Source organism: Actinoallomurus sp. CA-142502 (genome assembly GCF_050936355.1).
Lineage (GTDB): Bacteria > Actinomycetota > Actinomycetes > Streptosporangiales > Streptosporangiaceae > Actinoallomurus > Actinoallomurus iriomotensis.
In genome coordinates this window covers 703,503-725,428 of record NZ_JBNJMY010000001.1, presented here as the reverse complement: position 1 = coordinate 725,428, position 21,926 = coordinate 703,503, and the positions used below count along the sequence as shown (strand labels likewise).

Below are 21,926 nucleotides of genomic sequence, written 5' to 3'. Positions count from 1 at the left end.
GGAACGGCGGTGGACCTCGACCTGGTGGCGCACACCGGCGGCCGGGCCGTCGCGATGACCGTCGAGGCCGACGAGGGGGCGACCGTCGGCGACCTGCGCCGGGCGATCGAGGACCTGGTGGGACCGGCCGACGCGCCGATCACGGCCGGCTCACCACCCGTGCCGCTCGACGACGCCGCGCCGCTGACCGGGCTGGTCAGCGGCACGACCGTCACGTTCGGCACGCTGGGCGCGGGCGCGACCGTGCCCGCCGGCGGCGGCACGGGGCTGGAGGCCGCCGTGGTCGGCGGCCTGCACGCCGGGATCACGTGCAGGCTCACGCCGGGCGACGCCGTGCCGGTGGGGCGGGCGGCGTGCGGCGGCCTGCTCCTGCCCGACCCGGAGGTGAGCCGGTCGCACGCCCGGCTGCTCGCCGCCGAGGACGGCAGCGGCGCGACGGTCACCGACGCCGGGTCGGTCAACGGCATCCGGTTCGGCGCGTGGCGGCTCGACGGACCGCTGCACCTGCGCGCGGACCAGGTGGTCGGCCTCGGCGAATCGGTCCTGGCGGTACGGGTGCCCGTCGCGGGTGACGCCGAGGTGGTGCCGGACCCGGCCGGCGGGACCCGGCTGTTCAACCGGCCGCCGCGCATCCGGGTGCCCGAGCGGCTGCCCGAGCTGGTCGTGCCGGCCGAGCCGGAGCGGCCGGGCGGCTTCCGGCTGCCCTGGGCGGCGACGCTGCTGCCGCTGCTGCTGTGCGGCGCGCTGTACTTCGTCGTCCCCGGCGGGTACGCGGCCTACCTGCTGCCGATGATGGCGCTGTCGCCGCTGATGGCCGTCGCCACGGTGGTCGGCGACCGGCGCTCGGGACGGCGCGAGTACGCGCGGGCCAGGGCCGGTTACGAACGGGCGCGGGCCGCGTTCGAGACGGAGCTGGAGGCGGCCGTGGCCGCCGAGGAGAGCGCCGAGCGCGCCGCGTACCCGGACCCGTCCGCCCTGGTCCGGCGCACCGGTGCGGGCGGTGCGGATCCGGCCGCCACGTTGTGGCAGCGGCGGCCGGGCGACCCCGACTTCCTGCGTCTGCGCGTGGGGCTGGCGTCCCGCCCGGCGCGCCTGGTGCTGCGACCCGATCCCGCCGCGCCGGTCCGCGCCGCCGAAACGACGCGGCCCGAGCCGCCCGCCGTACGCGACGTGCCGGTCACGGTGGACGTGGCCGACGCCGGGGTGCTGGGCGTCGCCGGCCCCCGGCCGATGACGCTCGCCGCCGCGCGGGCATTGATCGTGCAGGCGGCCGTGCTCCACTCGCCCGCCGAGCTGGGCCTGGTGCTCATCACCGGCCGGGACACGGCGGCCGACTGGGAGTGGGCGACCTGGCTGCCGCACACGCTGCCCGCCTCGTCGGCCTTCGCCTGCACGCGCATGGTCGCGACGGACGCCGCGCAGGCCGAGGCGCGGCTGACCGAGCTGCGCCGCCTCGTGGACGAGCGCCTCGCCGAGCAGCGCAGCGCGCTCGGTCAGGGCCCGCCGCCGGGCCGCGCGCTGCTCGTGGTGCTCGACGGCGCGCGGCGGCTGCGCGACCTGGCCGGGCTGGGCGAGCTGCTCGCCACCGGACCCGCCGTCGGCGTGCGCGTGCTGTGCGTCGACACCGACGAGACGGCGCTCGCCGACGAGTGCGGCGCGACGCTCGTCGCGACCACCTCCGCCGGGTCCCGGGTCACCCTTCGCCGTACCGGCCGCACGCCGGTGGAGGACGTGCTCGCCGACGGGCTCGTCGCGGACGCGGCCGAGGCGGCGGCCCGGGCGCTCGCGCCGCTGCGGCTGCTCGGCGAACGCGGCGGCGACGCGGCGCTGCCCGACCGGGTGGACCTGCTCGACGTCGCGGGCCTGTCCCCGGTCACGCCCGCGGCGATCCGCGACCGCTGGGCGGCGAACCCGGACGGCCGCTGCACCACCGTGCTCCTCGGCGCCGGGCCGGCGGGCCCGGTGAGCGTCGACCTGCGGCGCGACGGGCCGCACGCGCTGATCGCCGGTACCTCCGGCTCGGGCAAGTCCGAACTGCTGCAGACGCTGGTCGCCTCGCTCGCCGCCACGAACACGCCCGACGCGCTCACCTTCGTCCTGGTGGACTACAAGGGCGGCAGCGCGTTCGCCGCCTGCGCGGACCTGCCGCACTGCGTGGGGCTCGTGACCGACCTCGACGGGCATCTCGTCGGCCGGGCCCTGGACTCGCTGACCGCTGAGTTGCGCCGCCGGGAGCGGCTGTTCGCCGGCGCCGGGGCCAAGGACATCGAGGACTACTGGGCGCGGACCGGCGCGCGCCTGCCGCGGCTTGTCATCGTGGTCGACGAGTTCGCCTCCCTCGTCGAGGAACTGCCCGACTTCGTCTCCGGGGTCGTCGGCATCGGGATGCGGGGCCGCAGCCTCGGCGTCCACGTCGTCCTGGCCACACAGCGGCCGGGCGGCGTGGTCACCGCCGACCTGCGCGCCAACCTCAACCTGCGGATCTGCCTGCGGGTGACGGCGACGTCCGAGTCGCTCGACGTCATCGACGTCCCCGACGCCGCCCGCATCCCCGTACGCCGGCCCGGCCGCGCCTACGTGCGCACGGGCCACGGAGAGCCGGTGGCGTTCCAGGCCGCGCGCGTGGGCCGGCCCCGCGCCGAGACGGACACCGCCCGGCCGCCCGTACGGGTCTCGCTCCGTCGCGTCGAGACCCTCGGCCGGCCGGTCGCCGAGGCCGTCCCGGTGGAGGAGAACGCCGCGCGTACGGACCTGACCGACCTGGTCGCGGCCGTACGGGAGGCCGCCGCAGGCCTCCCCGCGCCGTCGCGCCCGTGGCTGCCGCCGCTGCCCGAGCACGTCTCCCTGTCCGCGCTGCCGGGCGAGGCCGGGGTGATCGGGCTGGCCGACCGGCCGTCCGCGCAGGCGCAGGAAGCGTTCGTGCTGGACCTGGAGCGCACCGGGCCGGTCGCGATCGCGGGGATGGCGCGGGCCGGGCGCTCCACCGCCCTGCGCACTCTCGCGGCGTCGCTGGCCCGCGCGTCGTCACCCGCCGACCTGCACCTGTACGCGCTGGACTGCGGCAACCAGGCGCTCGCCGCGCTGACCGCTCTCCCGCACTGCGGCGCCGTGGTCGACGGCGCCGACCCGGCGCGCGTCGAACGGCTGCTGGCCGCCCTGCACGCCGAGGTCACGCGACGGCAGCGGGTCCTCGCGGCGGGCGGCCACGGGTCGCTCGCCGAGCAGCGCGCCGCGGCCTCGGAGGAGGAGCGGCTGCCGTACGTCGTCGTGCTGCTCGACCGCCTCGAGGCGTTCTTCGCCCGCTACGCCGAACGCGACGGCGGGCGCCTGGTCGACCGCGTGGAGGAGCTGCTGCGGACCGGCCCGGGCGCGGGCGTGACGATGGTGCTGACCACGGACCGGTCCGGGTTCCACCACCGGGTGTCCTCGGCGGTCGCGGCCCGGCTCGTGCTGCGGCAGGCGACGCCGGACGACGCCGCGGCCTTCGGCCTGGACCCGCGGACGACGCCGCGCCGGATGCCGCCGGGCCGCGCCGTCTGGACGGTGACCGGCGAGGAGGTGCAGGTCGCCCGGGACACGGACCTGCCCGCCGGCCCGTGGGCGGACGTGCCGCCGGAGCGGCTGCCGCGCCGCGTCGACCCGCTCCCCGACAGGATCTTCGCGGCCGAGGCCGAGCTGCTGCGCTCCGTCGCGCGGCCGGTGAGCCCGGCCGTCTGCACGCCCGCGGTGGGCGGCGACCACCTCGGCCCGGTCGACGTCGACCTCACGGCGGACGGCGGCACCTTCCTCGTGTGCGGGCCGCAGCGGTCGGGCCGTTCCACCGCGCTGGCCGCGATCGTGGCGGGCCTGGCCCTCCCGGTGCTGGCGGTCGCGCCGCGCCCGTCGCCGCTGCGGGACCTGGCCGGCGCGCCCGGCGTGCTGGACGTGCTGACCGGCGAGCCGGCCGACATCGCGCTCGCGGTGGAGGACGCGGCCGTCACCGGCCCGGTCGCGCTCGTCGTCGACGACGGGGAACTGCTCGGCGACCACGCACTGACCGACGCGCTGGAGTCGTTCTGCCGCACGGCGCGGGACACCGGCTCGGTGCTGGTCGCCGCGGCCACCACCGACGACGTGCTGGCCAACCCGTATCGCGGCTGGCTGGCGGCGGTACGCCGGTCCCGTTCCGGGCTGCTGCTCAACCCGGCCACGCACGTCGACGGCGAGGTGTTCGGGTTGCGGCTGCCACGGTCGCTGTCCGGCGGCTGGCCGGCCGGGCGCGCCCTGCTGGTCCGGCGCGGCGAGACGACGCCCGTACAGGTGATCACGCAGGTGAACGGCGAAGCGGGTGATCCACATGAATCCTTCTAAGCCGCCATATGCCTGCGATACCTTGGTCGGCGCGCTCGTGCGGCCGCCGGCGGACGTCGACATGGATGAGGTGGCGACCCCCTTGACGATGCCTTCCGTGGCAGGCGTGCGACTGCTCGGGAGCCTTCCCGCTCGCGGCCCGGTCGCCGACGTTCCGGCGGTCCGCACCGCCGACGGCCGGCCGGTGCGGCTCATCCTCGTGACCGCCGAGCTCGACACCGCGCTCCGCCGGCGGATCCGCACCGAGTCCGCCGACCTGGAGGACCTGCTGACCCGCCTCGACGCGACGGCGGTGCTGCCGCTGGCCGACCACGGCCTGGACGCGGACGGCCGCCCGTTCCTGCTCGCCGACCGGCCGGGCCCGACCCTGCGTGAGGCGCTGGCCACGGACGGCCCGCTGCCGCCCGGCGAGGTCGTCGCCGCGGCCTCCGCCGCCGCCAAGGGACTGCGGCTGCTCACCGAGCAGGGCCTGACCGGTCCGCCGCCCGGCGTGTGCCGCACCGCCGCCGGGCCGGTTCTGGCCACGCCCCTGCCGCCGTCTCTCGGGGAGCTGGAGGCGGCGCTCGGCGAGGGCACCGGCGACGAACCGCCCGAGGTACTCGCCGGGGAGGACTGGACACCGGCCGGCCAGACCTACGCGCTCGCGTCGATGCTGTGGACCCTGCTCGCCGGACGCCCGCCGTACGGCGGGCCCGACCGCCGGCTGGCACGTCTCGTCGCGGACGGGCCTCCGGAGTTCGGCCGCGCCGGGGTGCCCGAGCCGGTCATCGCCGTACTGCGGTCCGGGCTGGCCGCCGACCCCGCCGACCGGCCGGCCAGCCCCGGCGCCCTCGCCGCGGCGCTCGCGGAGGCGACGCGGAAGCCGACGATCCCGCCGAGCCCTCCCCCGCCGTCCGGGCGTCCCCTCGGCAGCCGGTACGACCTGCTGAGCCGCATCGGCGGCGGCGCGACCGGCCAGGTCTGGTCCGGGCGGCGGCGCGAGGACGGCCTTCCGGTCGCGGTGAAGATCCTGCGAGGCGAGCTGTCGGAGGACCCGGACACGGTCGAGCGCTTCCTGCGCGAGAGCCGCGTGCTGCGGAGCATCCGCCACCCGAACGTCGTCGAGATCTACGACTTCGTCAAAGAGGGCGACGTCTTCGGCATCGTCATGGAGCTGGTCGAGGGCGAGGACCTGCGGCACGTCGCCGCGCGCGGCCCCCTGCCCGCGGCCGAGGCGGCCGAGCTCCTCGCGCACACCGCGAGCGCGCTGGCCGCCGTGCACGCGGGCGGCATCGTGCACCGCGACGTCAAGCCGGAGAACATCCTCGTCGCCGAACGGGACGGCCGCCGCACCGCGTACCTGTCCGACTTCGGCATCGCGCGCGGCATCGCCGGGTCGGCGCACACCCGGCTGCTCGGCACCCCGGCCTACCTCGGACCGGAGCTGTGGGCCGGCCGCGCGCCGACGGCCGCCACCGACGTCTACGCGCTCGGCATCACCGCGTACGAGCTGATCGCCGGCCGCCTGCCGTTCGACGCGCGCAGCCAGGAGGCGATGATGCGCGCGCACCTGGAGCTGAGGGCGCCCCGGCCGGACGGCGTCGACGACGCCGCCTGGGCGCTGATCAGCGCGTGTCTCGACCGCGACCCGGCCCGGCGCCCCGACGCCGCACGGGTCGCCGCCGGCTGGGCGTCCCTCGCGGGCCCGCGGGTGATGGCGGAACTGTCGCCCGGCCAACGGGCTAATCCCGACCAGCGAGCTAATCCCGACCAGCGAGCTGATCCCTACCAACCAACCCCGACCGACCTCCCGGCCCCGACCGACCTCCCGCCCACGCGGTGTCCCCAGCCGGGGGACGCGGCGGAACGTTTCCCGGCCGGGCACGACCCGGTGACCGGCACGGTGGCGTCCGCCCGGCCGCTGCCCGTACGCCCGGCGCCGCCCGCGCCCCGGACGCGGCGGCGGCTGCGCGCGCCGCTGCTCACCGTGCTGGCCGTGGCCGTCGTCGGCGCGGGGACCGGTGTCGTCCTGGCCACACGTGACCACGGCACGTCTTCCCCGGCGCCCCGCGCGGCGGCGTCGACGCCGCGGACCGGCCACTACTACTACGTGCCGGCCTCGGTCGTGGTCTCCGGCACCGGCGGGACCCTCTCCTGGGAGGGGCAGGCCGAGTCGCTGCCGGGGTTCACCGGCTACCTCGTGTCCGACGTCAGCGGCGGGACGATCCGGCCGCTCTCGGACGTGCTGCCGAAGAACACCCACTCGTTCGCGCTGCACGACCTCCCGCCGGGCCGGCGGTCGTGCTTCGCCGTGATCGCGGTGATCACCGCGTCGCCGCCCGGCCAGTCCGCCCCGCCCGCCTGCGTCACGCCGTCGGGCGCGAGCCCGACCCCCCGAACCCGATGACCGCGATAGGACCCGTCTGATGTCGCAACCTCCCACCGAGCCCACCGCCGGCGCGACGGCCGAGCTGGCGCACGCCGTCGTCGCCAACGTCGAGCAGGTCCTGCGCGGCAAGACGGAGGCGATCCGGCTGGCGCTGACCTGCCTCCTCGCCGGTGGCCACCTGCTGATCGAGGACGTCCCCGGCACCGGCAAGACGTCGCTGGCCAAGGCGCTCGCGGCGAGCTTCGGCGGCAGCGCGCACCGGATCCAGTTCACCCCCGACCTGCTGCCGACGGACATCACCGGGGTCTCGGTGTGGGACCAACACCGCGCCGCCTTCGAGTTCCGCCCCGGACCGGTCTTCGCCAACGTGGTCGTGGCCGACGAGATCAACCGTGCGTCGCCGAAGACTCAGTCCGCGCTGCTGGAGGTGATGGAGGAGGCGCAGGTCACGGTGGACGGCGTCACCCACGCGGTGCCCCGGCCGTTCCTCGTCGTCGCCACGCAGAACCCGATCGACATGGAGGGCACCTACCGGCTGCCGGAGGCGCAGCTCGACCGGTTCCTGATGAGGATCTCGATCGGCCACCCGAGCGTCGCGGTCGAGGAGGAGATCCTCACCGGCCGGGCGCGCTCGGCGCCGCCCGAACTGTCGGCGGTGACGACGCCCGAGCGGTTCGCCCATGCGCAACGCGGGATCGCGGCCGTGCACGTGGCACCGGAGATCGCGCGGTACGTGGCGATGATCGCTCAGGCGACCCGTGAGCACGAGGCGCTGCGCCTCGCCGTCAGCACGCGCGGCAGCCTCGCCCTGCTGCGCGCGGCCCAGACCCATGCCGCCTGCGCCGGACGGCACTTCGTCGTGCCCGACGACATCCGGGCGACCGCGGCGGCGGTGCTGACGCACCGGCTCGTGCTCGCCGCCCAGGCCGAGGTGCGCGGCACCACGACGTCGTCGGTGCTCACCGAGGTCCTCGACCGCCTGCCGGTACCGGTTCTGGCGCCCGGGGCCGCGTCCCGCCACCCGGCCTCGCCGACCCCGCGGTGAACGGCCCCGCCGACGGCGCCGCGCCGCGCCGGTGGCCGGTCACCGGCACGGGCATCGGGCTGGCGGTGCTCGCGGCCGTCTCGTACGCGCTCGGGGCGGCGTTGGGCTACCCGGTGCTCGTCGCCCTGGCGATCGGCTCGGCCGCCGTCCTCGTGGCCGCGGGCTGCTTCGTCACGGTCCGCCCGTCCGTGCGGCTGACGCGTCAGGTCACGCCCGACCGGGTCACGGTGGGCGAGCACGCGCTGGGCCGTCTTCACGTGCGCAACACCGGCCGCCGTCCGAGCGTCGCGTTCACGGCGGTGGACCGCGTCGGTCCCGAGACGATCGCCCTGGACGTACGGACCGTGGCCGCCGGCGGCATGCGGGCGGTGAACTACCCGCTGCCCGCCCCGCGGCGGGGGCGAATCCCGCTCGGCCCGCTGACGGTGGAGCGGCGCGACCCGTTCGGGCTGTTCCGCTGGGCACGGCGGCAGACCGGCGACGACGTGCTGTGGGTGCATCCGCGGATCCACCCGATGCGCCCGCTGCCGGTCGGCATCGTCCTCGACTACGAGGGCCGTACCCACGAGAACGCCCGGCTCGGCACCGTCACGTTCTCCGCGCTGCGGGAGTACGTGCCGGGTGACGACCCGCGCCAGATCCACTGGCGCTCGACCGCCCGGCTGGGCACCCTCGTGGTGCGCGAGCACATCGACACGACCGAACCGACGACGACCGTGGTGCTCGACACCCGCGCCGGCGCGTTCGAGACCGACTCCGCGTTCGAGGACGCGGTCGAGGTGGCCGCCTCGGTGGTGCACACGGTCGAGGACCTCGGCCGCCCAGTCGAGCTGCACGTCATCGGCGCGTCCGGCGACGGCCCGGTGCTCGACCGGCTCTCCCTCGCCGAGCCCGACCCGGACGCCGACGTGGCCCTGCTGCTCCGCGCCGTGGACCGCGGACCGGCCGGCGGCGCGCTCGTGGTCGTGACCGGGACGGCCGAGTCCGGCCTGCTCACCAGGCTCGCCGAGCAGCGGCGGCGCTTCCGTCCCGTCGTCGTGATCTCCCTGGCGGGTGACGCGGCGCCGCCCGACGGCGGGCTGCGGCGTCGCCCCGGCATGGCCGTCCTCACCGCGCGGTCGGCGGCCGAGGCCGCGGTCGCCTGGAACCGGATGGTCAGCGGTGATGCCGGATGAGGCGTCTCGCGCGCGCCGTGCTCGCGGGCCTGCTCGGCGCGCTTGCCGGGCTCGGGTTCGGGCCGGTGTTCGGCGGCGTGCCCGGACCGGCGCCGTTCGTCACGGCGGTGGCCGCGTGCGCCGGCGCCGCGACACTGGTCGTGGCGGTCGCGGCGCTGGTTCCCCGGCTGCCCTCGACCGTCGTCTCGCTGGCCGGCGCGGTGCTGGTGGTGGCGACCGCGATCGCGGTGACCGGGTCGGGCGCGGCGATCGCCGACGGTCCCTGGCGGCTGCTGACCGGCGCCCTGCCCGCCGACCCGACCGGGCCGCCGCTCGGCGCCGTCGCCCTGTTCGCCGGGTTGGCGACGCTCTTCGCGGGCCTGCTCGCGGCGTACGCCGGCAGCCCGCTCGCCCCGGTCGTGCCCCCGCTCATCTGCCTGCTCGCCGCGCTGGGGCTCGGCGCGTCCGGGCCGCCGCTGCCGGGCTGGTACGCGCCGGCCGTCGTCGTGCTCGTGCTGGCCGTGCTGTTCGCCGGTCAGGGCGCGGCGCCGCGGCCGGGCGTGCTCGCCATGGTGGCCGGGACCGGCGCGGTGGCGGTGGCCGCCACCCTTCTGCTCGGCCCGGCCGCGCCGGGATCGGGCGAGCCGGCCGACGTGCGCACACTCGTGTCCGCGCCGGTGCTGCCGCGCAGCGGGGTGAGCCCGCTCCAGCAGTACCTCGCGCTGCGCGACGAAACGCTGCCGGTCCGCGTGACCGGCACCACCTCCCGCCCTGGCGGCGTCCTGCGGATGGCCACGCTCAGCCGCTTCGACGGGACGTACTGGACGGTCTCCGGAGACTTCCGGCTGGCCGGCCGCCGGCTGCCGCACCCGCCCGCCGGAAGCCGGCAGGTCACGGTGACCTCGCGGATCCGGGTGGAGTCCGGCGATCCGGACTGGGTGCTCAGCCCCGGCCGTACGACACGGCTCACCGTCGCGGGTCTCGGCGTGGACGAGAGCACCGGCGACGTCGCCGTGCCCGCCGGGACCGCGTCGCCCACCGCGTACGACACGACCTCGATGGTGAACCAGGCCGACGCCGGCGCCCTGCGGTCGGCCGAGCCAGTGCCCGCCTCCGCCCCGCTCACCCCGCCGATGCCCGCCGTGATCCGCGGGTTCGTCGAACGCACGGTGGCCGGGCGGCCGTCGGCGTCCGGGCAGCTCATCGCGCTCTACCAGCGGTTCAAGACCGCGGGCGACTTCCGGTACGACGAGGCCAAGGACGTGCCGGGCGGGCACGGTTACTACCAGATCCAGCACCTGCTGGAGACCAAGCGGGGCACGAGCGAGCAGTACGCCAGCGCGTACGCGGTGATGGCGTGCGGCCTCGGCGTCGACGCCCGGGTGGTGATGGGGTTCCGCCCGGAGTACCGGGGAGACGCGTTCATCGTGACCGGCCGCGACGTGGACGCGTGGGTGGAGGTGCGCTTCGCCGGGCTCGGCTGGGTGACGATCGACCCCAGCCCGCGCGGCAACACGATCGGCACCCGCGAGAACCGGCCGCGGACGCCCACACGGACCGGCCAGGTCGAGGACCCGCTGAAGAACACCACGCCGCGCCGGGGCGGGGGCACCCGGCCGCGGGCGACCGGCGACGGCCCGCCGCGCGGGGTCCCGCAGCCGGATGACGTGTGGCTCCCGGCCGGGCTGACGGCCCTCGCGGTCCTCGTGCTGCTCGCTCTGTCGGTGCCCGGCGCGAAGACGGTGCGACGGACCCGCCGCCGGCGAGAACGCTCTCCCCGGCGCGCCGTGCTCGGCGCCTGGTGGGAGACGGTGGACCGGATGCGGGAGGCCGGCCTCCCCGCCGGCCCGTCCCTGACGACGGGCCAGGCGATCGCGCTGACGGGCGGCATGCCGGAGATGTCCGTGCTGGCGACGATGGTGGACCACGCGGCGTACGCACCGGAGGACACGACCGCGGACCTGCCCCGGCAGGCGTGGGAGGCGGCCGGAGAGGTCCGCCGCCGGCTACGCGCCGGAATGGGCCGGCGCGGCCGGCTCCGCGCGTTCTTCGACCCCCGTACGCTGCTCCGGCCACCCCGATCAGAGGGTCGATCACGGCGATGAGACGGTATGTCTGGGAGATCCGACATCGGAGGTTCGAGTGTTCAACCGGGGGCTGGGAGACGACGCCGAACTGCGTCCGCTCGAACCGTGGCAGGCCGCCGAGTTCGCCGCCTACACCGACCGGGTGCGCGACGCGCTCAAGCCGTGGATCCCCTGGGCGTACACCGTCACGGACGTGACGTCGGCCCGCGCCTTCCTGCAGGGCTACGCCGACCGCCAAGCCGCCGACACCGGCCGGATCTTCGGCCTGTACGTCTCGGGCATCCTGCAGGGCGGCCTCGTGTACCGTGCGTTCGACGCCGCCCAGGGCGTCTGCGAGATCGGCGTCTGGCTCGCTCCGGAGGCCCGCGGGCGTGGCCTCGTCACCCGCGCGGGCCAGGTCCTCATCGACTGGGCGCTCGACGTACGCGGGATGACGCGCGTCGAGTGGCTGTGCGACCCGCGTAACGAGGCGAGCATCGCCGCCGCCCGGCGACTCGGCTTCACGTACGAGGGCACCCACCGCAAGGCCTTCCACGTCGACGGCGAACACCGCGACGTCCAGGTCTGGGCCATCGTCACGTGACACCCGCCGGTGTCAGGTCGGGGTGGGGGCGGTGCCCTGGGTGGAGGCGGACTCGTGGGCGATGGTGAGCAGGGCGTCCGTCGCCGGGTTGGCCGGGCCGTTGGACGGGACCGCGACCGCGACGACCCACTCCGGGGCCGTCGCGCGCAACGGCCGACCCTGCCGCCGAAGGCACCCCGGCGGCGAACACCGGCACCGATCCGCTGGACACGCTCGACACGGACGGCCTCGCCGACCACGCCATGGACTACTGGAACAACTTCGTCGCTCGCAAGGAGGCCGCCGAGCCGTCGATGACCGCCGACGGGGTCATCCAGACCTGCAAGACGCTCGCCGCCGCGGCTCACCAGGTCACCAGCGCCGAACTCGCCGGGGAGTACCCGAAGATCGGCCCGGTGACCGACTTCGAGAACAAGGCCGAGGCGTCCGGCTACCTGGTCTACATCGACTGACGCCGTACGGGCCGGCCCCGCCCGCACGGGCGGGGCCGGTCTCACGATGGATCGAACCTGGGGTTCGTCACCCAGTCGCTGAACCTCGGTGCCGTGTCACGACCCAGGTCTTCGGGGTTGAGCACGGACCGCCAGCGGCTGACGTACCTCGCCGGGAAGCCGCCGGGAAACGCCACCTCCCGCTGGTTCCGGTACATCGCCGCACCGGCCGTCGCGTCCACATCGACGCCGCCGCGCAGACCTCGGAGCTCGTACTGAAAATTGCCGGCCCACGACAGCTCGGCGTTGCGCGTGGTGCTGACGAAGCCCGAGCGACCTCCGAGGTGCTGGTAGAGGTCGGCGTCCACGAGGTCGTGCGGCGTGAAGTAGCCGTCGAGCAGGCGCCCCGGAGGACGGTCGTCGTACCGGTAGAGGGGCTCGTCCGTCTTACGCCACACCACCTCGTCCGCGGACGGCGTCATCTTCTGGATGACGTGGTCCACTCCCTGCCGCCACTCGGCGTCGTTCTTCGGCACGTGCCCGAGTTTGGCGAACCAGGGCAGCTCGACCCTTCCGACGGCCGGACCCGCTCGTAGCAGGTCCTGCTCCGGCCCTCGCAGGAATCTGCGTATGACAGCTGTGAAGACCCCGGCCTCACCGGCACTCATCGGCGCACCCCCGCGCTCACTCACCATCAGACGCGCGGGAAACCTTAACCCGCCGGGCCGGAGCCGGGCGTTGTTCGGCGTCAGCGCGTGTAATTCGCTGACCGCGGCGTGAGATTCTCAGGCGGGGGCGGCGTCGCGTACGGAGGTGGACTCGCGGACGATGGCGAGCAGGGCGTCCGTCGCCGGGTTGGCCGGGCCGTTGGACGGCACCGCGACCGAGACCACCCACTCCGGGGCCGTCGCGCGCAGCGGTACCGCGACGACCTTCTTGTTCTTCTTGTACGCGATCGGCCGCGGCACCAGAGCCACCCCCAGGTCGGCGGCGACGAAGTCGAGCAGGCTGTGCACGTCGTTGACCTCCACCGCCACGTGCCGTTCGAGTCCCGCGGCGCCGAACGCGCGGTCGGTGACCTGCCGGGCGCCCCAGTCCGGGTGGAAGTCCACGAAGGTCTCGTCCGGCAGCGCGGACCAGTCGACCGCCTCACGCGCGGCGAGCGGGTGGCCGGGGTGGCAGACCAGCATCATCGGCTCGGTCGTCAGCGGCGTCAGTCCGACCCCGGCCGGCGCGCGCCCGCCGGACAGCGCGACGAACGCCAGGTCCAGGCCGCCCGTACGGACCTGCTCCACCAGGCCGGACGAGCCACCCTGGCGGAGCCGGACCTCCACGCCCGGATGCACGGCGCGGAACCGGGACAGCACCATGGGCAGGTCGATGACGGCCAGGCACTGCTCGGTGCCGATCGACACGGTGCCGCGCAGCAGGCCCTGGACCGCGGCGACCGCGCTGCGGGCGGCCGCGAGGGTGCGCCGGGCCTCGGCGAGCAGCGCGCGCCCCGCCTCGGTGAGGGCCACCCGCCGCGTGCTGCGGACGAACAGCGGGGCACCGAGTTCGCGTTCGAGGGAGCGGATCGAGGCGGACAGGCCGGACTGCGCGAGACGCAGGCGTTCGGCCGCTCGGGTGAAGTGCTCCTCCTCCGCGACGGCGACGAAGTACTCCAGGTGACGCAGTTCCACGACTCATCACTCTAACTGCTTGATTCCATCTGTTTTTTCTGTTGGACACGGGGAAGCCGTGCATGGAGGCTGTTGACGACAGCCGCCGATCAGCGGGCCCGCGCGGCCCCCGAAGAGCCGCGCCGTGCGCCCGTGCACCGGGCCCGCGCCCGCCGGCGGCTGCAGCCCTGACGAACGCCATCTTGGAGGTCTTGTCACATGCGTACTCGCCGGATCGGTGACGTCCAGGTCGGCGCGATCGGTCTCGGGGGCATGCCCATGTCGATCGAGGGGCGCCCCGAGGAGAGCCGTTCGATCGCCGCGGTGCACGCCGCGCTCGACGCGGGCGTGACACTCATCGACACCGCGGACGCCTACCACATCGGCCCCGATGACATCGGGCACAACGAGTCGCTGATCGCCCGGGCGCTGGCCACGTACGGCGGAGACACCTCCGGCGTGCTGGTCGCCACGAAGGGCGGCCACACACGCCCGGGGGACGGCTCCTGGGGGCTCGACGGCTCGCCCGCGTACCTGAAGCGGGCCTGCGACGCCTCGCTGAAGCGGCTCGGCGTCGAGGCGATCGGGCTCTACCAGCACCACCGGCCGGACCCGTCCGTGCCGTACACCGACTCGATCGGCGCCCTCCGGGACCTGCTGGACGAGGGCAAGATCCGCATGGCCGGCATCTCGAACGCCAATCCGGCTCAGATCCGCGAGGCGAACGAGATCCTCGGCGGACGCCTCGTGTCGGTGCAGAACCAGTTCTCCCCGGCCTTCCGCAGCAGCGAGGACGAGCTGCGCCTGTGCGACGTGCTCGGCATCGCGTTCCTGCCGTGGAGCCCGCTGGGCGGCATCTCCAGCGCCGGTGACCTGGGCGGTGAGCACGCGGCGTTCGGCCGGGTCGCGGAGGCGCACGGGGTGAGCCCGCAGCAGGTCGCGCTGGCGTGGATGCTCGCCAAGTCGCCGGTCGTGGTCCCCATCCCCGGTTCGAGCCGTCCCGAGACGATCGTCGACTCCGCCAAGGCCGCCGACCTCGAACTCACCGACGAGGAGTTCGCCGAGCTCGACGCGGCCTGACCCCAGTTCAGCGAGGAGAACCATGGCACTTCCCACAAAGCGGCTCGGCACGACCGATATGCGGATCACGCGCGTCGGCTTCGGCGCGTGGGCGATCGGCGGCGGCGACTGGGCGTTCTCCTGGGGACCGCAGGAGGACGCGCAGTCCGTGGCGGCGATCCGGTACGCCGTCGAGCACGGCGTCAACTGGATCGACACCGCCGCCGTGTACGGGCTCGGGCACTCCGAGGAGGTCGTTGCCCAGGCGCTCAAGGACATCCCGGAGGCCGACCGGCCGTACGTCTTCACCAAGGGCGGTCTCGTCTGGGACCCCGCCGACCGCCGCAAGCCGGCACGCCGCACCGGCGCGGAGCTCCGCCGCGAGGTGGAGGACTCGCTGCGCCGCCTCGGCGTCGAGCGCATCGACCTGTACCAGATGCACCGGCCGGCCGAGGACGGGACGCCGCTGGAGGAGTACTGGCAGACGTTCCTCGACCTCAGGCAACAGGGCAAGATCCGCGCGGCCGGCCTGTCGAACCACGACGTGAGCCGGTTGGAGACCGCCGAGATGCTCGGGCACGTCGACTCGCTCCAGCCGCCGTTCTCGGCGATCCACCGCGCGGCCGCCACCGAGATCGGCTGGTGCGAGGCGCACGACACCGGGGTGATCGTCTACTCGCCGATGCAGGCGGGCCTGCTGACCGGCGCGTTCTCTCGCGAGCGGGTGGAGAGGCTGCCGGAGGACGACTGGCGCCGGCACAGCCCCGACTTCACCACGAAGCTCGACACCAACCTCGCCCTGGCGGACGCGCTCGTGCCCGTCGCGAAGCGGCACCAGGTCCAGCCCGCCGCCGTGGCGGTCGCCTGGACCCTGGCGTGGACCGGCGTGACCGGCGCGATCGTCGGCGCCCGCCGCCCGGACCAGGTCGACGGCTGGCTACCGGCCGCCGACCTGGACCTGACCCCGGCCGACCTGAACGAGATCGCCGCCGCGATCGAGCAGACCGGCGCGGGCGAGGGCCCTGCCACACCGTCCGTCTGAGAGCGGCCTCGCGGGAACAGCACCTGACCTGCACAAATCAGGTCAGGTGCTGTTCGGTGTCTCGAGGGCCGGCACCACTGAGGTGTGCCAACGTCCGCAGGTCGATCGTGTCCGCCATCGCCTGATAGGCCGCGGCGTTGGGGTGCAGGTGGTCGCCGCTGTCGAATCCGGCCCGCAGGGCGTCGGCCCTCGCCGGGTCCCGGACGACCGAGTCGAAGTCGAGCACCGCGTCGAACGCTCCGGATGTACGGATCCAGGCGTTGACGAGCCGCCGTTGCTCCTCTACCTGGGCGCCGCACACCGGGTAGCCCCCGCACGGCGTGATCGTCGCCCCGATCACCGGCAGACGCGCCGCGTGGACACGGTCCGCCACCTGCCGCAGTCCAGCGATCAGTCGCGTCGCCGGCACCGCGCCCGCCGTCAGGTCGTTCACCCCCTCGAAGACGATGACGGCCGACACCCCGGGTTGGGCCAGGACGTCCGCGTCGAGCCGGTGCAGTGCGCTGACCCCGTAGTACGCCGGCTGCCGGTCGAGGGTCACCTCGTTCCCGCCGATACCCGCGTTGACGACGGACGCCCGGCGTCCGGGTGGACCGCCGTCGATCCGGCGGACCAGGTCATCGGTCCACCTCGTGTCGCTGTCGAGAGCCGTTCCCGTGCCGTCGGTGATGGAGTCGCCCAGCGCGACGATCGTTCCGTCGCGCGGTGAGGCGAGCACGTCGACCCCGTCGAGGAAGTACCACGACGTCACCCGCGTCGTGAACGCGTCGCCGGCCAGATCACCCGCGTGGTCGCCCACCGCGACATAGGACGTGGTGTGGGCCGCGCTGTGCCAGCTGGCCGGCCCGGTCGGGCCGGGGGCGTGCAGGCTGACGGCCAGCTTCTCCTGCGGGCCGACGGTCAGACGCACGGCGTCACTGGCGACGTCGGCGCCGGCGGGTATCGTCACCGCCGGCCGTCCGCCGAACGTGATCCGGACGCCGTGATCGAGCGCGGCGCCGTCGGCGATCCCGACCGACATGTCGTCAAAAGTCACCGGACGGTCGCCATAACGGTTGGTCAGCCGTATCCGCAGCATCCATCCGCCGACACTCGTGTGGACGACGTCGCGCACCGTCTGGTCGCTCAGTCCGGTCGCCGACAGACCCGTCGCGGCGGCCGCCGTCGGGCTCGCCGCCCATGTCGCCGTCCAGCGCGTACCGGCGGCGTTGTGCGCCGGCCGCGCATGGGCCGTTCCCTGGCTCGGCGCCGTCAACAGCAGCGCGCCGAACCCGCCGATCAGGACCAGACGGCCGGCGCGGCCGCGCGGTGACTTGTGGGTGGGGGGACCGGCCATGGTGAACGCCCTCCACATCGCCCGATGCGACCCGGCCGACACGCCGGGTTCTGGCCGAACGCCGGCTTCCGACGGCGCTCCATGTCAGGAATATGTCGGAGTGATCGACGCATCAAGGCATCTGGCCGTATCCGGGCAGCCAGACCGGGTCCGGTACGTCGGGGAAGCGGACCACGCGGCGATGCGTGAACTCGATCGGGGAGGTGTGGCGATACAGGGTGAGACCGTTTTCGATGCGAAGGATTGCCGATGATCAGTGGATGTAAAAGGCGGCAGCGGACGGGACGCCGGTGAGCGCCGCCGAGGTGGCCTCACGTCCTGAGCAGCGTTCCGACGCCGAGGTGATCGCGGACTCCCAGGACGAACCAGAGGCGTTCGCGGCACTGTTCGACCGTTATTGGGCCACGCTCCACCGCTACGTCGTACGACGGCTGGGACCGGACGTCGCCGAGGACCTCGTCGGTGACGCGTTCCTGGTGGCCTTCGAACGGCGAGACCGCTTCGACACCGGCCGTGCGGACGCTCGTCCGTGGCTCTTCGGGATCCTCACCAAGCTGATCTCCCGTCATCGCAGGTCGGAGGCTGCCCGCTACCGGATGATGGAGCGAAGTTCGCATGAGACGACCGCCGAGGAACCTGCGGACCAGGTGGCCTCGACCGTCTCCGCGCTGGCGGTCCGCCCGGCACTCGCACGGGCACTGGCCGGCCTGCGCGCCGGCGATCGCGATGTGCTTCTGCTGGCCGGCTGGGCGGATCTGTCCTACGAGGAGATCTCGGTCGCGCTGAACATCCCGGTGGGCACCGTGCGATCACGCCTGCACCGGGCGCGCCGCAAGATGCGGGCGGCCCTTGGAGACAACAACCCTCTGCTCGTCGGGGAGATGGCGTCATGAATGAGATGGAGATGCTCGCGCGGATGGGACGGCAGCTGGACCAGGAGGCGCCGCCCACACTCGGGCGACAGCGGCAGCGGCAGCGCTTGCTGGAGGCGGCCGGGAGCCCACGCCGCCACCGAGCGATCAGAATTCCGCGATGGGGCGTCCCGGCCACCGCCGGATTGGCCGCCGCCGCAGTGGCGACGGCGGTCGGGGTCGCGACCGTCGGGACGGGCTCCGGGAGTCCGGCCCGGACGCCCGTTCGGCTCGACAGCGCCTCGGTGACCCTGACCCACGCCGCGCAGGTCGTGTCCCTGCGCACGGCGATCACGCCCAGGCCACATCAGTGGATCTACACCAAGACCGTGGAGTACGGCACCGGCAGCGACGGTCACCACCGCGTCGACGAAGAGTGGTCGCGGTTCGACAGCCGCGCGGAAGCCTACTTCGACGGCGGCAGGTTCATCGTCCACAAGAAGAGCGGTGAAAGCGGAATCGATTCGCCGCAAGGCGCCTACACCGTTCTGAGTTCGCTGCCCACCGATCCGCGTGCGCTGCTCGACAAGCTGTCCTCGCTGTCCGGCCGATTCGACAAGCTGCCGGGCGATTCAGGGCTGGACCAGAACCAGCTGTTGTACTCCCGCATGGTGCAGCTGCTGCGCAATGCCCAGATCACCGCCCCGCCACGGATCCAGGCGGCCGTGTACCGCGCCATGGCCACATTGCCCGACGTGCGGATCGACCGGGACATCGTCGACGGAGTCGGCCGTCATGTCATCGGCGTCCATTACGGTTCCCGCGGTGGCCGCCGCCTGCTTCTGGACCCGAAGACATACCAGGTCGTGGGGGAAGAGACCGTGTGGGGCGGAAAGCCCACCGCCGCCGAGATCGAGATGGCGAAGACCAAGCACCTCAACCTCAACCTGCCCGCCGGCACGGTCACCAGCGGCCTGGCCACCGAAAAGGTCGCGGTAGTCGACAAGCCCGGCCAACGCTGAACCAGATCGACACGGCCTCGGGAGGCACCGCCGGTGCCTCCCGAGGCTCGTCGAGTCGTGACCAGAACGGTTCGGTAGCCGCGCTTCAGCTCCGCCCGCGCCGGCCGCCTTCTCGGGCGTCTCCCCGGCCGGGCCGTGGGATATAGCGCCGGGACGGGCGGCGAGCGCGTGTGTCGGGGCGATGCGACCGCAGCGCCCTGGTCAGCCAGGGAATCTCATCGTCGCCGGTCTGTCCGCGCAGCGACAGCCGGTCTGCCACGGTGATGATGATCTGCTCGACATCTTCCGGCGAGTAGATCGGGTCGGCGTTATTCAGAATCCACGCCGCGACGAACCGGCTGTGGACGACCGGCACTCCCCCGACTTCCTCGACTTTGAGACGTCTCCAGGGTGCGCCGCTCACGGCAAGAATCGCATGCGTGTCGATGACCTTACCGAGAGTGCCGCGAACGAACTCGGCCATGGCCTCGGCCTGTTTTTGGACCGTCATAATTGGCGAAACCGGCGGAAACTCGTCCGCATCAAGGCGATCATCGTCTGGCCAAAGGAGGGTCTGCGTCCGGAAGGTCTCGCTATCGATCAACCAGATCCCGGTCGGCCCGACGAGTATATGATCGGCGGTGTCGTTCCCTTCCAGGAGACAATCGTGGAACGCGTAGTAGCCTTCCCGCTCCAGCCGGAACAGTGCCCGGACCGTCGTCCGCGCCGCGCGCCTCGACTTGAAGATCGAGGTCGCCATCTGATGGCGACGCCACACGTAGGCGAATTCCGCGGCCACCGCGAGTAAGCCGATCACCAACCCGTTCCGCCACGAGAGCACAACGGTGAAGAACATGAAAGGAACGAAGAACACCAGTAGTCGAATCGCGACCCGGCGAGGGCGACGTCGAATCCATCGCGCTTCGTAATATCCCTGGGTCGATTCCCCAGCCGCGGTGGCCCGATTCTTGCTGTAGATCGATCGTCTAGGCATCGCTGACCTCTTTGCCGGAAATTCTGTTATCTCGCGGACCGCCTAGGCGCCAGCTAGCTTTCCCACAGAAGAGCGAAGTAAGCCTGCGAAACCGTACATATGTGCACATCAACGAAGTTGTCGGACAGTAAGCTTTTTGTCGCACACAGTGGGCCTTTTCGTCGCGGCGTCCGGCCGGCCTCAGACCGGATTCGGCACGTCGGGGAAGCGGACCACGCGGACCCGGCAGGGGGAACGGCGTTCGAGGTCCAGGGCCGGGCAGCGGTGCAGGCGGGCCGCCCAGCCCCGACGGATGCGGGAGCCGACGAAGAGCGCGCAGGCCGCCCGGTCGGCGGCGTACGAGCGCAGTGCCTGGGCCGGTTCGCCGTCGACGACCGCGTACTCCCACTCCAGAGGCAGGTCGGCCAGCAGCAGCGCGCACTGCAGCCAGGCCTCGAGTTCGAGTTCGTCCCGCCACTGTTCCGCCAGCGGATAGGCCTCCCACGCCATCAGCTCCAGCGGCCGGGGCGACCGGCGTACGTGCAGGGCCACGAGCCGGAGTCCGCCCGACACCGCCTCGGCCGCGGCGGTCTGCAGTGCGACGCGCCCCGAGTCGGTGCCGTCCACCCCGGCCAGCACCACGCCGCCGTACGCCATCTCAGTACCGCTCCGCAGGCTGCGTGCGCGGCATCTCCCGGCCTCCCCTCCGGCGGACCCGCAGCCGAGGGAGGCAGGCGACTCCAGTGAAACCACCGACTACCAGCAGTAGCCGGTCGGGCCCCTTCGGGTCAGCGACTTGACCGGAGAGTGGCCCCTGCGTCTCATGGCTCTGTCCTGCTCGGACATGCTCTTGCATCCCGCTCGCCAGTCCCCGTTGTCCACAGCCTGTGGACAACGGGCGGCTACGTTCGGTGGAAGTGGATCTCCGACAGGCCCAGCCGGGCGAGGCTCTCGGCGGTCCTGGCGGCCTCCCGTTCGCGCGACCGTTCGCGGTACATCAGCTCGATCTTCTCCTCGATGTTGGCCCGGTGCACGGCGACGGCGACCCAGGCGAGATCCGAACCTGGCCGCATGTCGATGAGCTCCGCCTCGTCGCCCAGGTGCGGGATCCTCGTCTCGGACTGCCCGGCGTCGATCCGCGTCTCCCGTACGAAGTCGCGGTGGGCCTCCTCGGCGTCGCTGACCGGGCCGACGCCGTGCTCCAGTTCGAGCACGACGCTCAGCCGTCCGAAGTCGACGAGCGTCGTCCCGTCGGCCGCGAGACGGGTGGAGTTCCACTGGCAGGTGTGCCGCGCGACGTGCGGGAGGTCGTCGCTGCGGCTGAGCATCCGGTCCACCGTGGCCCCCGGCAGCAGCACCCGCGCCTGGGCGTCGAACATCCGGCACGCGTCGGGAAGGTGCCGGGCGTGCCGGCGCAGCGGCCAGGCGTCGCTCGCCCACGGCGGGTCGATGAGCACGAGCACGACGGCGGCCACGGTCAGCAGCGGGCCGGCGGCCAGGCGCGGCACGCTCCACTGCGGCCGGGTCACGACGCCCGCGTGCGCCCGGACGTGGGCGCACAGCGCGTCCAGCGCGCGGTCGAACTCCGGGTCGGCGCGGAACCAGAACCGGGCCGGGGCCGCGAGCTCCACCAGCCTGCCGTCGCGCAGGCAGAGGACCGGCCACTCCAGGAGCAGCCCACGCCGGACCGTCACCAGGCCGACACACGAGCCCGGCACGGCGACACGCCACAGCGGCGGCCGCCGGGTGACGATGCCGTCGCCGGTGAGGCGCGTACGGCCGCCCAGCACGGCCAGCGGCCGCCCCACGAGGACGAGCACGACGAGCGCCACGGGCAGCAGCAGCGGCGTGCCGTGGCCCATCAGCCCCATGACCGCGTACAGGCCGCTCACCACGGCCCCGGCGAACACCGCCGGCCAGGCGACTCTCCGCACGGCCCGGCACACACCCAGCGGCTTGCCTGCTTCCGACATCTGCTCCCCCGG

Annotated in this window: 18 protein-coding genes; 11 read left to right on the top strand and 7 right to left on the bottom strand. The window is 73.9% G+C overall.

What is annotated here, in order from left to right:
- The first annotated feature begins 9 nt into the window (after positions 1-9).
- The 6 genes from ACQEV1_RS03955 to ACQEV1_RS03930 all read left to right on the top strand — a co-directional run bounded on the left by ACQEV1_RS03955 (position 10) and on the right by ACQEV1_RS03930 (position 11,587).
- Complete coding sequence (locus tag ACQEV1_RS03955; protein ID WP_433391281.1) at positions 10-4,350, top strand: FtsK/SpoIIIE domain-containing protein; 4,341 nt, start codon at positions 10-12, stop codon at positions 4,348-4,350.
- A gap of 97 nt (positions 4,351-4,447) precedes the next feature.
- Positions 4,448-6,736: a protein kinase domain-containing protein gene (locus ACQEV1_RS03950; RefSeq protein WP_433391278.1), complete on the top strand. Its 2,289-nt coding sequence runs from the start codon at positions 4,448-4,450 to the stop codon at positions 6,734-6,736.
- A gap of 19 nt (positions 6,737-6,755) precedes the next feature.
- Positions 6,756-7,763 (top strand): AAA family ATPase, encoded by a 1,008-nt coding sequence (locus ACQEV1_RS03945; protein WP_433391275.1) that lies wholly within the window; start codon positions 6,756-6,758, stop codon positions 7,761-7,763.
- A complete protein-coding gene (locus ACQEV1_RS03940; protein WP_285637032.1) occupies positions 7,760-8,938 on the top strand; it encodes a DUF58 domain-containing protein in 1,179 nt (392 codons plus the stop codon). Before ACQEV1_RS03945 ends, ACQEV1_RS03940 begins: the two co-directional genes overlap by 4 nt.
- A complete protein-coding gene (locus ACQEV1_RS03935; RefSeq protein WP_433391271.1) occupies positions 8,935-11,022 on the top strand; it encodes a DUF3488 and transglutaminase-like domain-containing protein in 2,088 nt (695 codons plus the stop codon). The genes ACQEV1_RS03940 and ACQEV1_RS03935 overlap by 4 nt, the downstream gene beginning before the upstream one ends.
- Positions 11,023-11,059: 37 nt before the next feature.
- Positions 11,060-11,587 carry a GNAT family N-acetyltransferase gene (locus ACQEV1_RS03930; RefSeq protein ID WP_433391268.1) on the top strand — a complete coding sequence of 176 codons (528 nt, stop codon included), beginning with the start codon at positions 11,060-11,062 and terminating at the stop codon, positions 11,585-11,587.
- A 12-nt stretch (positions 11,588-11,599) separates the two neighbouring features.
- Here ACQEV1_RS03930 and ACQEV1_RS03925 read toward each other — a convergent pair whose 3' ends face one another.
- Positions 11,600-11,737 (bottom strand): hypothetical protein, encoded by a 138-nt coding sequence (locus ACQEV1_RS03925; protein WP_433391265.1) that lies wholly within the window; start codon positions 11,735-11,737, stop codon positions 11,600-11,602.
- Between the two features lie 92 nt (positions 11,738-11,829).
- Here ACQEV1_RS03925 and ACQEV1_RS03920 point away from each other — a divergent pair, with 92 nt between their 5' ends.
- Positions 11,830-12,039: a hypothetical protein gene (locus tag ACQEV1_RS03920; protein ID WP_433391262.1), complete on the top strand. Its 210-nt coding sequence runs from the start codon at positions 11,830-11,832 to the stop codon at positions 12,037-12,039.
- A 41-nt stretch (positions 12,040-12,080) separates the two neighbouring features.
- Here ACQEV1_RS03920 and ACQEV1_RS03915 read toward each other — a convergent pair whose 3' ends face one another.
- Positions 12,081-12,686: a scabin-related ADP-ribosyltransferase gene (locus ACQEV1_RS03915; RefSeq protein WP_433391259.1), complete on the bottom strand. Its 606-nt coding sequence runs from the start codon at positions 12,684-12,686 to the stop codon at positions 12,081-12,083.
- Between the two features lie 117 nt (positions 12,687-12,803).
- Positions 12,804-13,700, bottom strand: coding sequence for a LysR family transcriptional regulator (locus ACQEV1_RS03910; RefSeq protein ID WP_433391256.1), 897 nt, complete (start codon positions 13,698-13,700; stop codon positions 12,804-12,806).
- 198 nt (positions 13,701-13,898) lie between these two features.
- Between ACQEV1_RS03910 and ACQEV1_RS03905 the strand changes: the two genes are divergently transcribed.
- Together ACQEV1_RS03905 and ACQEV1_RS03900 are read left to right on the top strand one after the other, a co-directional pair.
- Positions 13,899-14,759: an aldo/keto reductase gene (locus tag ACQEV1_RS03905; protein WP_433391253.1), complete on the top strand. Its 861-nt coding sequence runs from the start codon at positions 13,899-13,901 to the stop codon at positions 14,757-14,759.
- Between the two features lie 22 nt (positions 14,760-14,781).
- Entirely contained in the window at positions 14,782-15,780 is a 999-nt protein-coding gene (locus tag ACQEV1_RS03900) for an aldo/keto reductase (RefSeq protein ID WP_433391249.1), read from the top strand.
- Positions 15,781-15,817: 37 nt separating this feature from the next.
- Here the strand turns inward: ACQEV1_RS03900 and ACQEV1_RS03895 are convergent, their stop codons facing one another.
- Entirely contained in the window at positions 15,818-17,116 is a 1,299-nt protein-coding gene (locus ACQEV1_RS03895; RefSeq protein WP_433391246.1) for an SGNH/GDSL hydrolase family protein, read from the bottom strand.
- 290 nt (positions 17,117-17,406) lie between these two features.
- Here ACQEV1_RS03895 and ACQEV1_RS03890 point away from each other — a divergent pair, with 290 nt between their 5' ends.
- Complete coding sequence (locus ACQEV1_RS03890) at positions 17,407-18,009, top strand: RNA polymerase sigma factor (protein ID WP_433391243.1); 603 nt, start codon at positions 17,407-17,409, stop codon at positions 18,007-18,009.
- On the top strand, positions 18,006-18,989 hold the full coding sequence (locus tag ACQEV1_RS03885; protein ID WP_433391240.1) for a CU044_5270 family protein: 984 nt from the start codon (positions 18,006-18,008) through the stop codon (positions 18,987-18,989). Before ACQEV1_RS03890 ends, ACQEV1_RS03885 begins: the two co-directional genes overlap by 4 nt.
- Before the next feature lie 85 nt (positions 18,990-19,074).
- Here ACQEV1_RS03885 and ACQEV1_RS03880 read toward each other — a convergent pair whose 3' ends face one another.
- The 3 genes from ACQEV1_RS03880 to ACQEV1_RS03870 all read right to left on the bottom strand — a co-directional run bounded on the left by ACQEV1_RS03880 (position 19,075) and on the right by ACQEV1_RS03870 (position 21,914).
- Entirely contained in the window at positions 19,075-19,824 is a 750-nt protein-coding gene (locus ACQEV1_RS03880) for a nuclease-related domain-containing protein (RefSeq protein WP_433391237.1), read from the bottom strand.
- 318 nt (positions 19,825-20,142) lie between these two features.
- The gene (locus ACQEV1_RS03875; protein ID WP_285574783.1) at positions 20,143-20,598 is read right to left on the bottom strand and encodes a universal stress protein; all 456 of its coding nucleotides are present in this window, start codon (positions 20,596-20,598) and stop codon (positions 20,143-20,145) included.
- Positions 20,599-20,843: 245 nt separating this feature from the next.
- A complete protein-coding gene (locus ACQEV1_RS03870) occupies positions 20,844-21,914 on the bottom strand; it encodes a hypothetical protein (RefSeq protein WP_433391233.1) in 1,071 nt (356 codons plus the stop codon).
- Positions 21,915-21,926 lie beyond the last annotated feature (12 nt).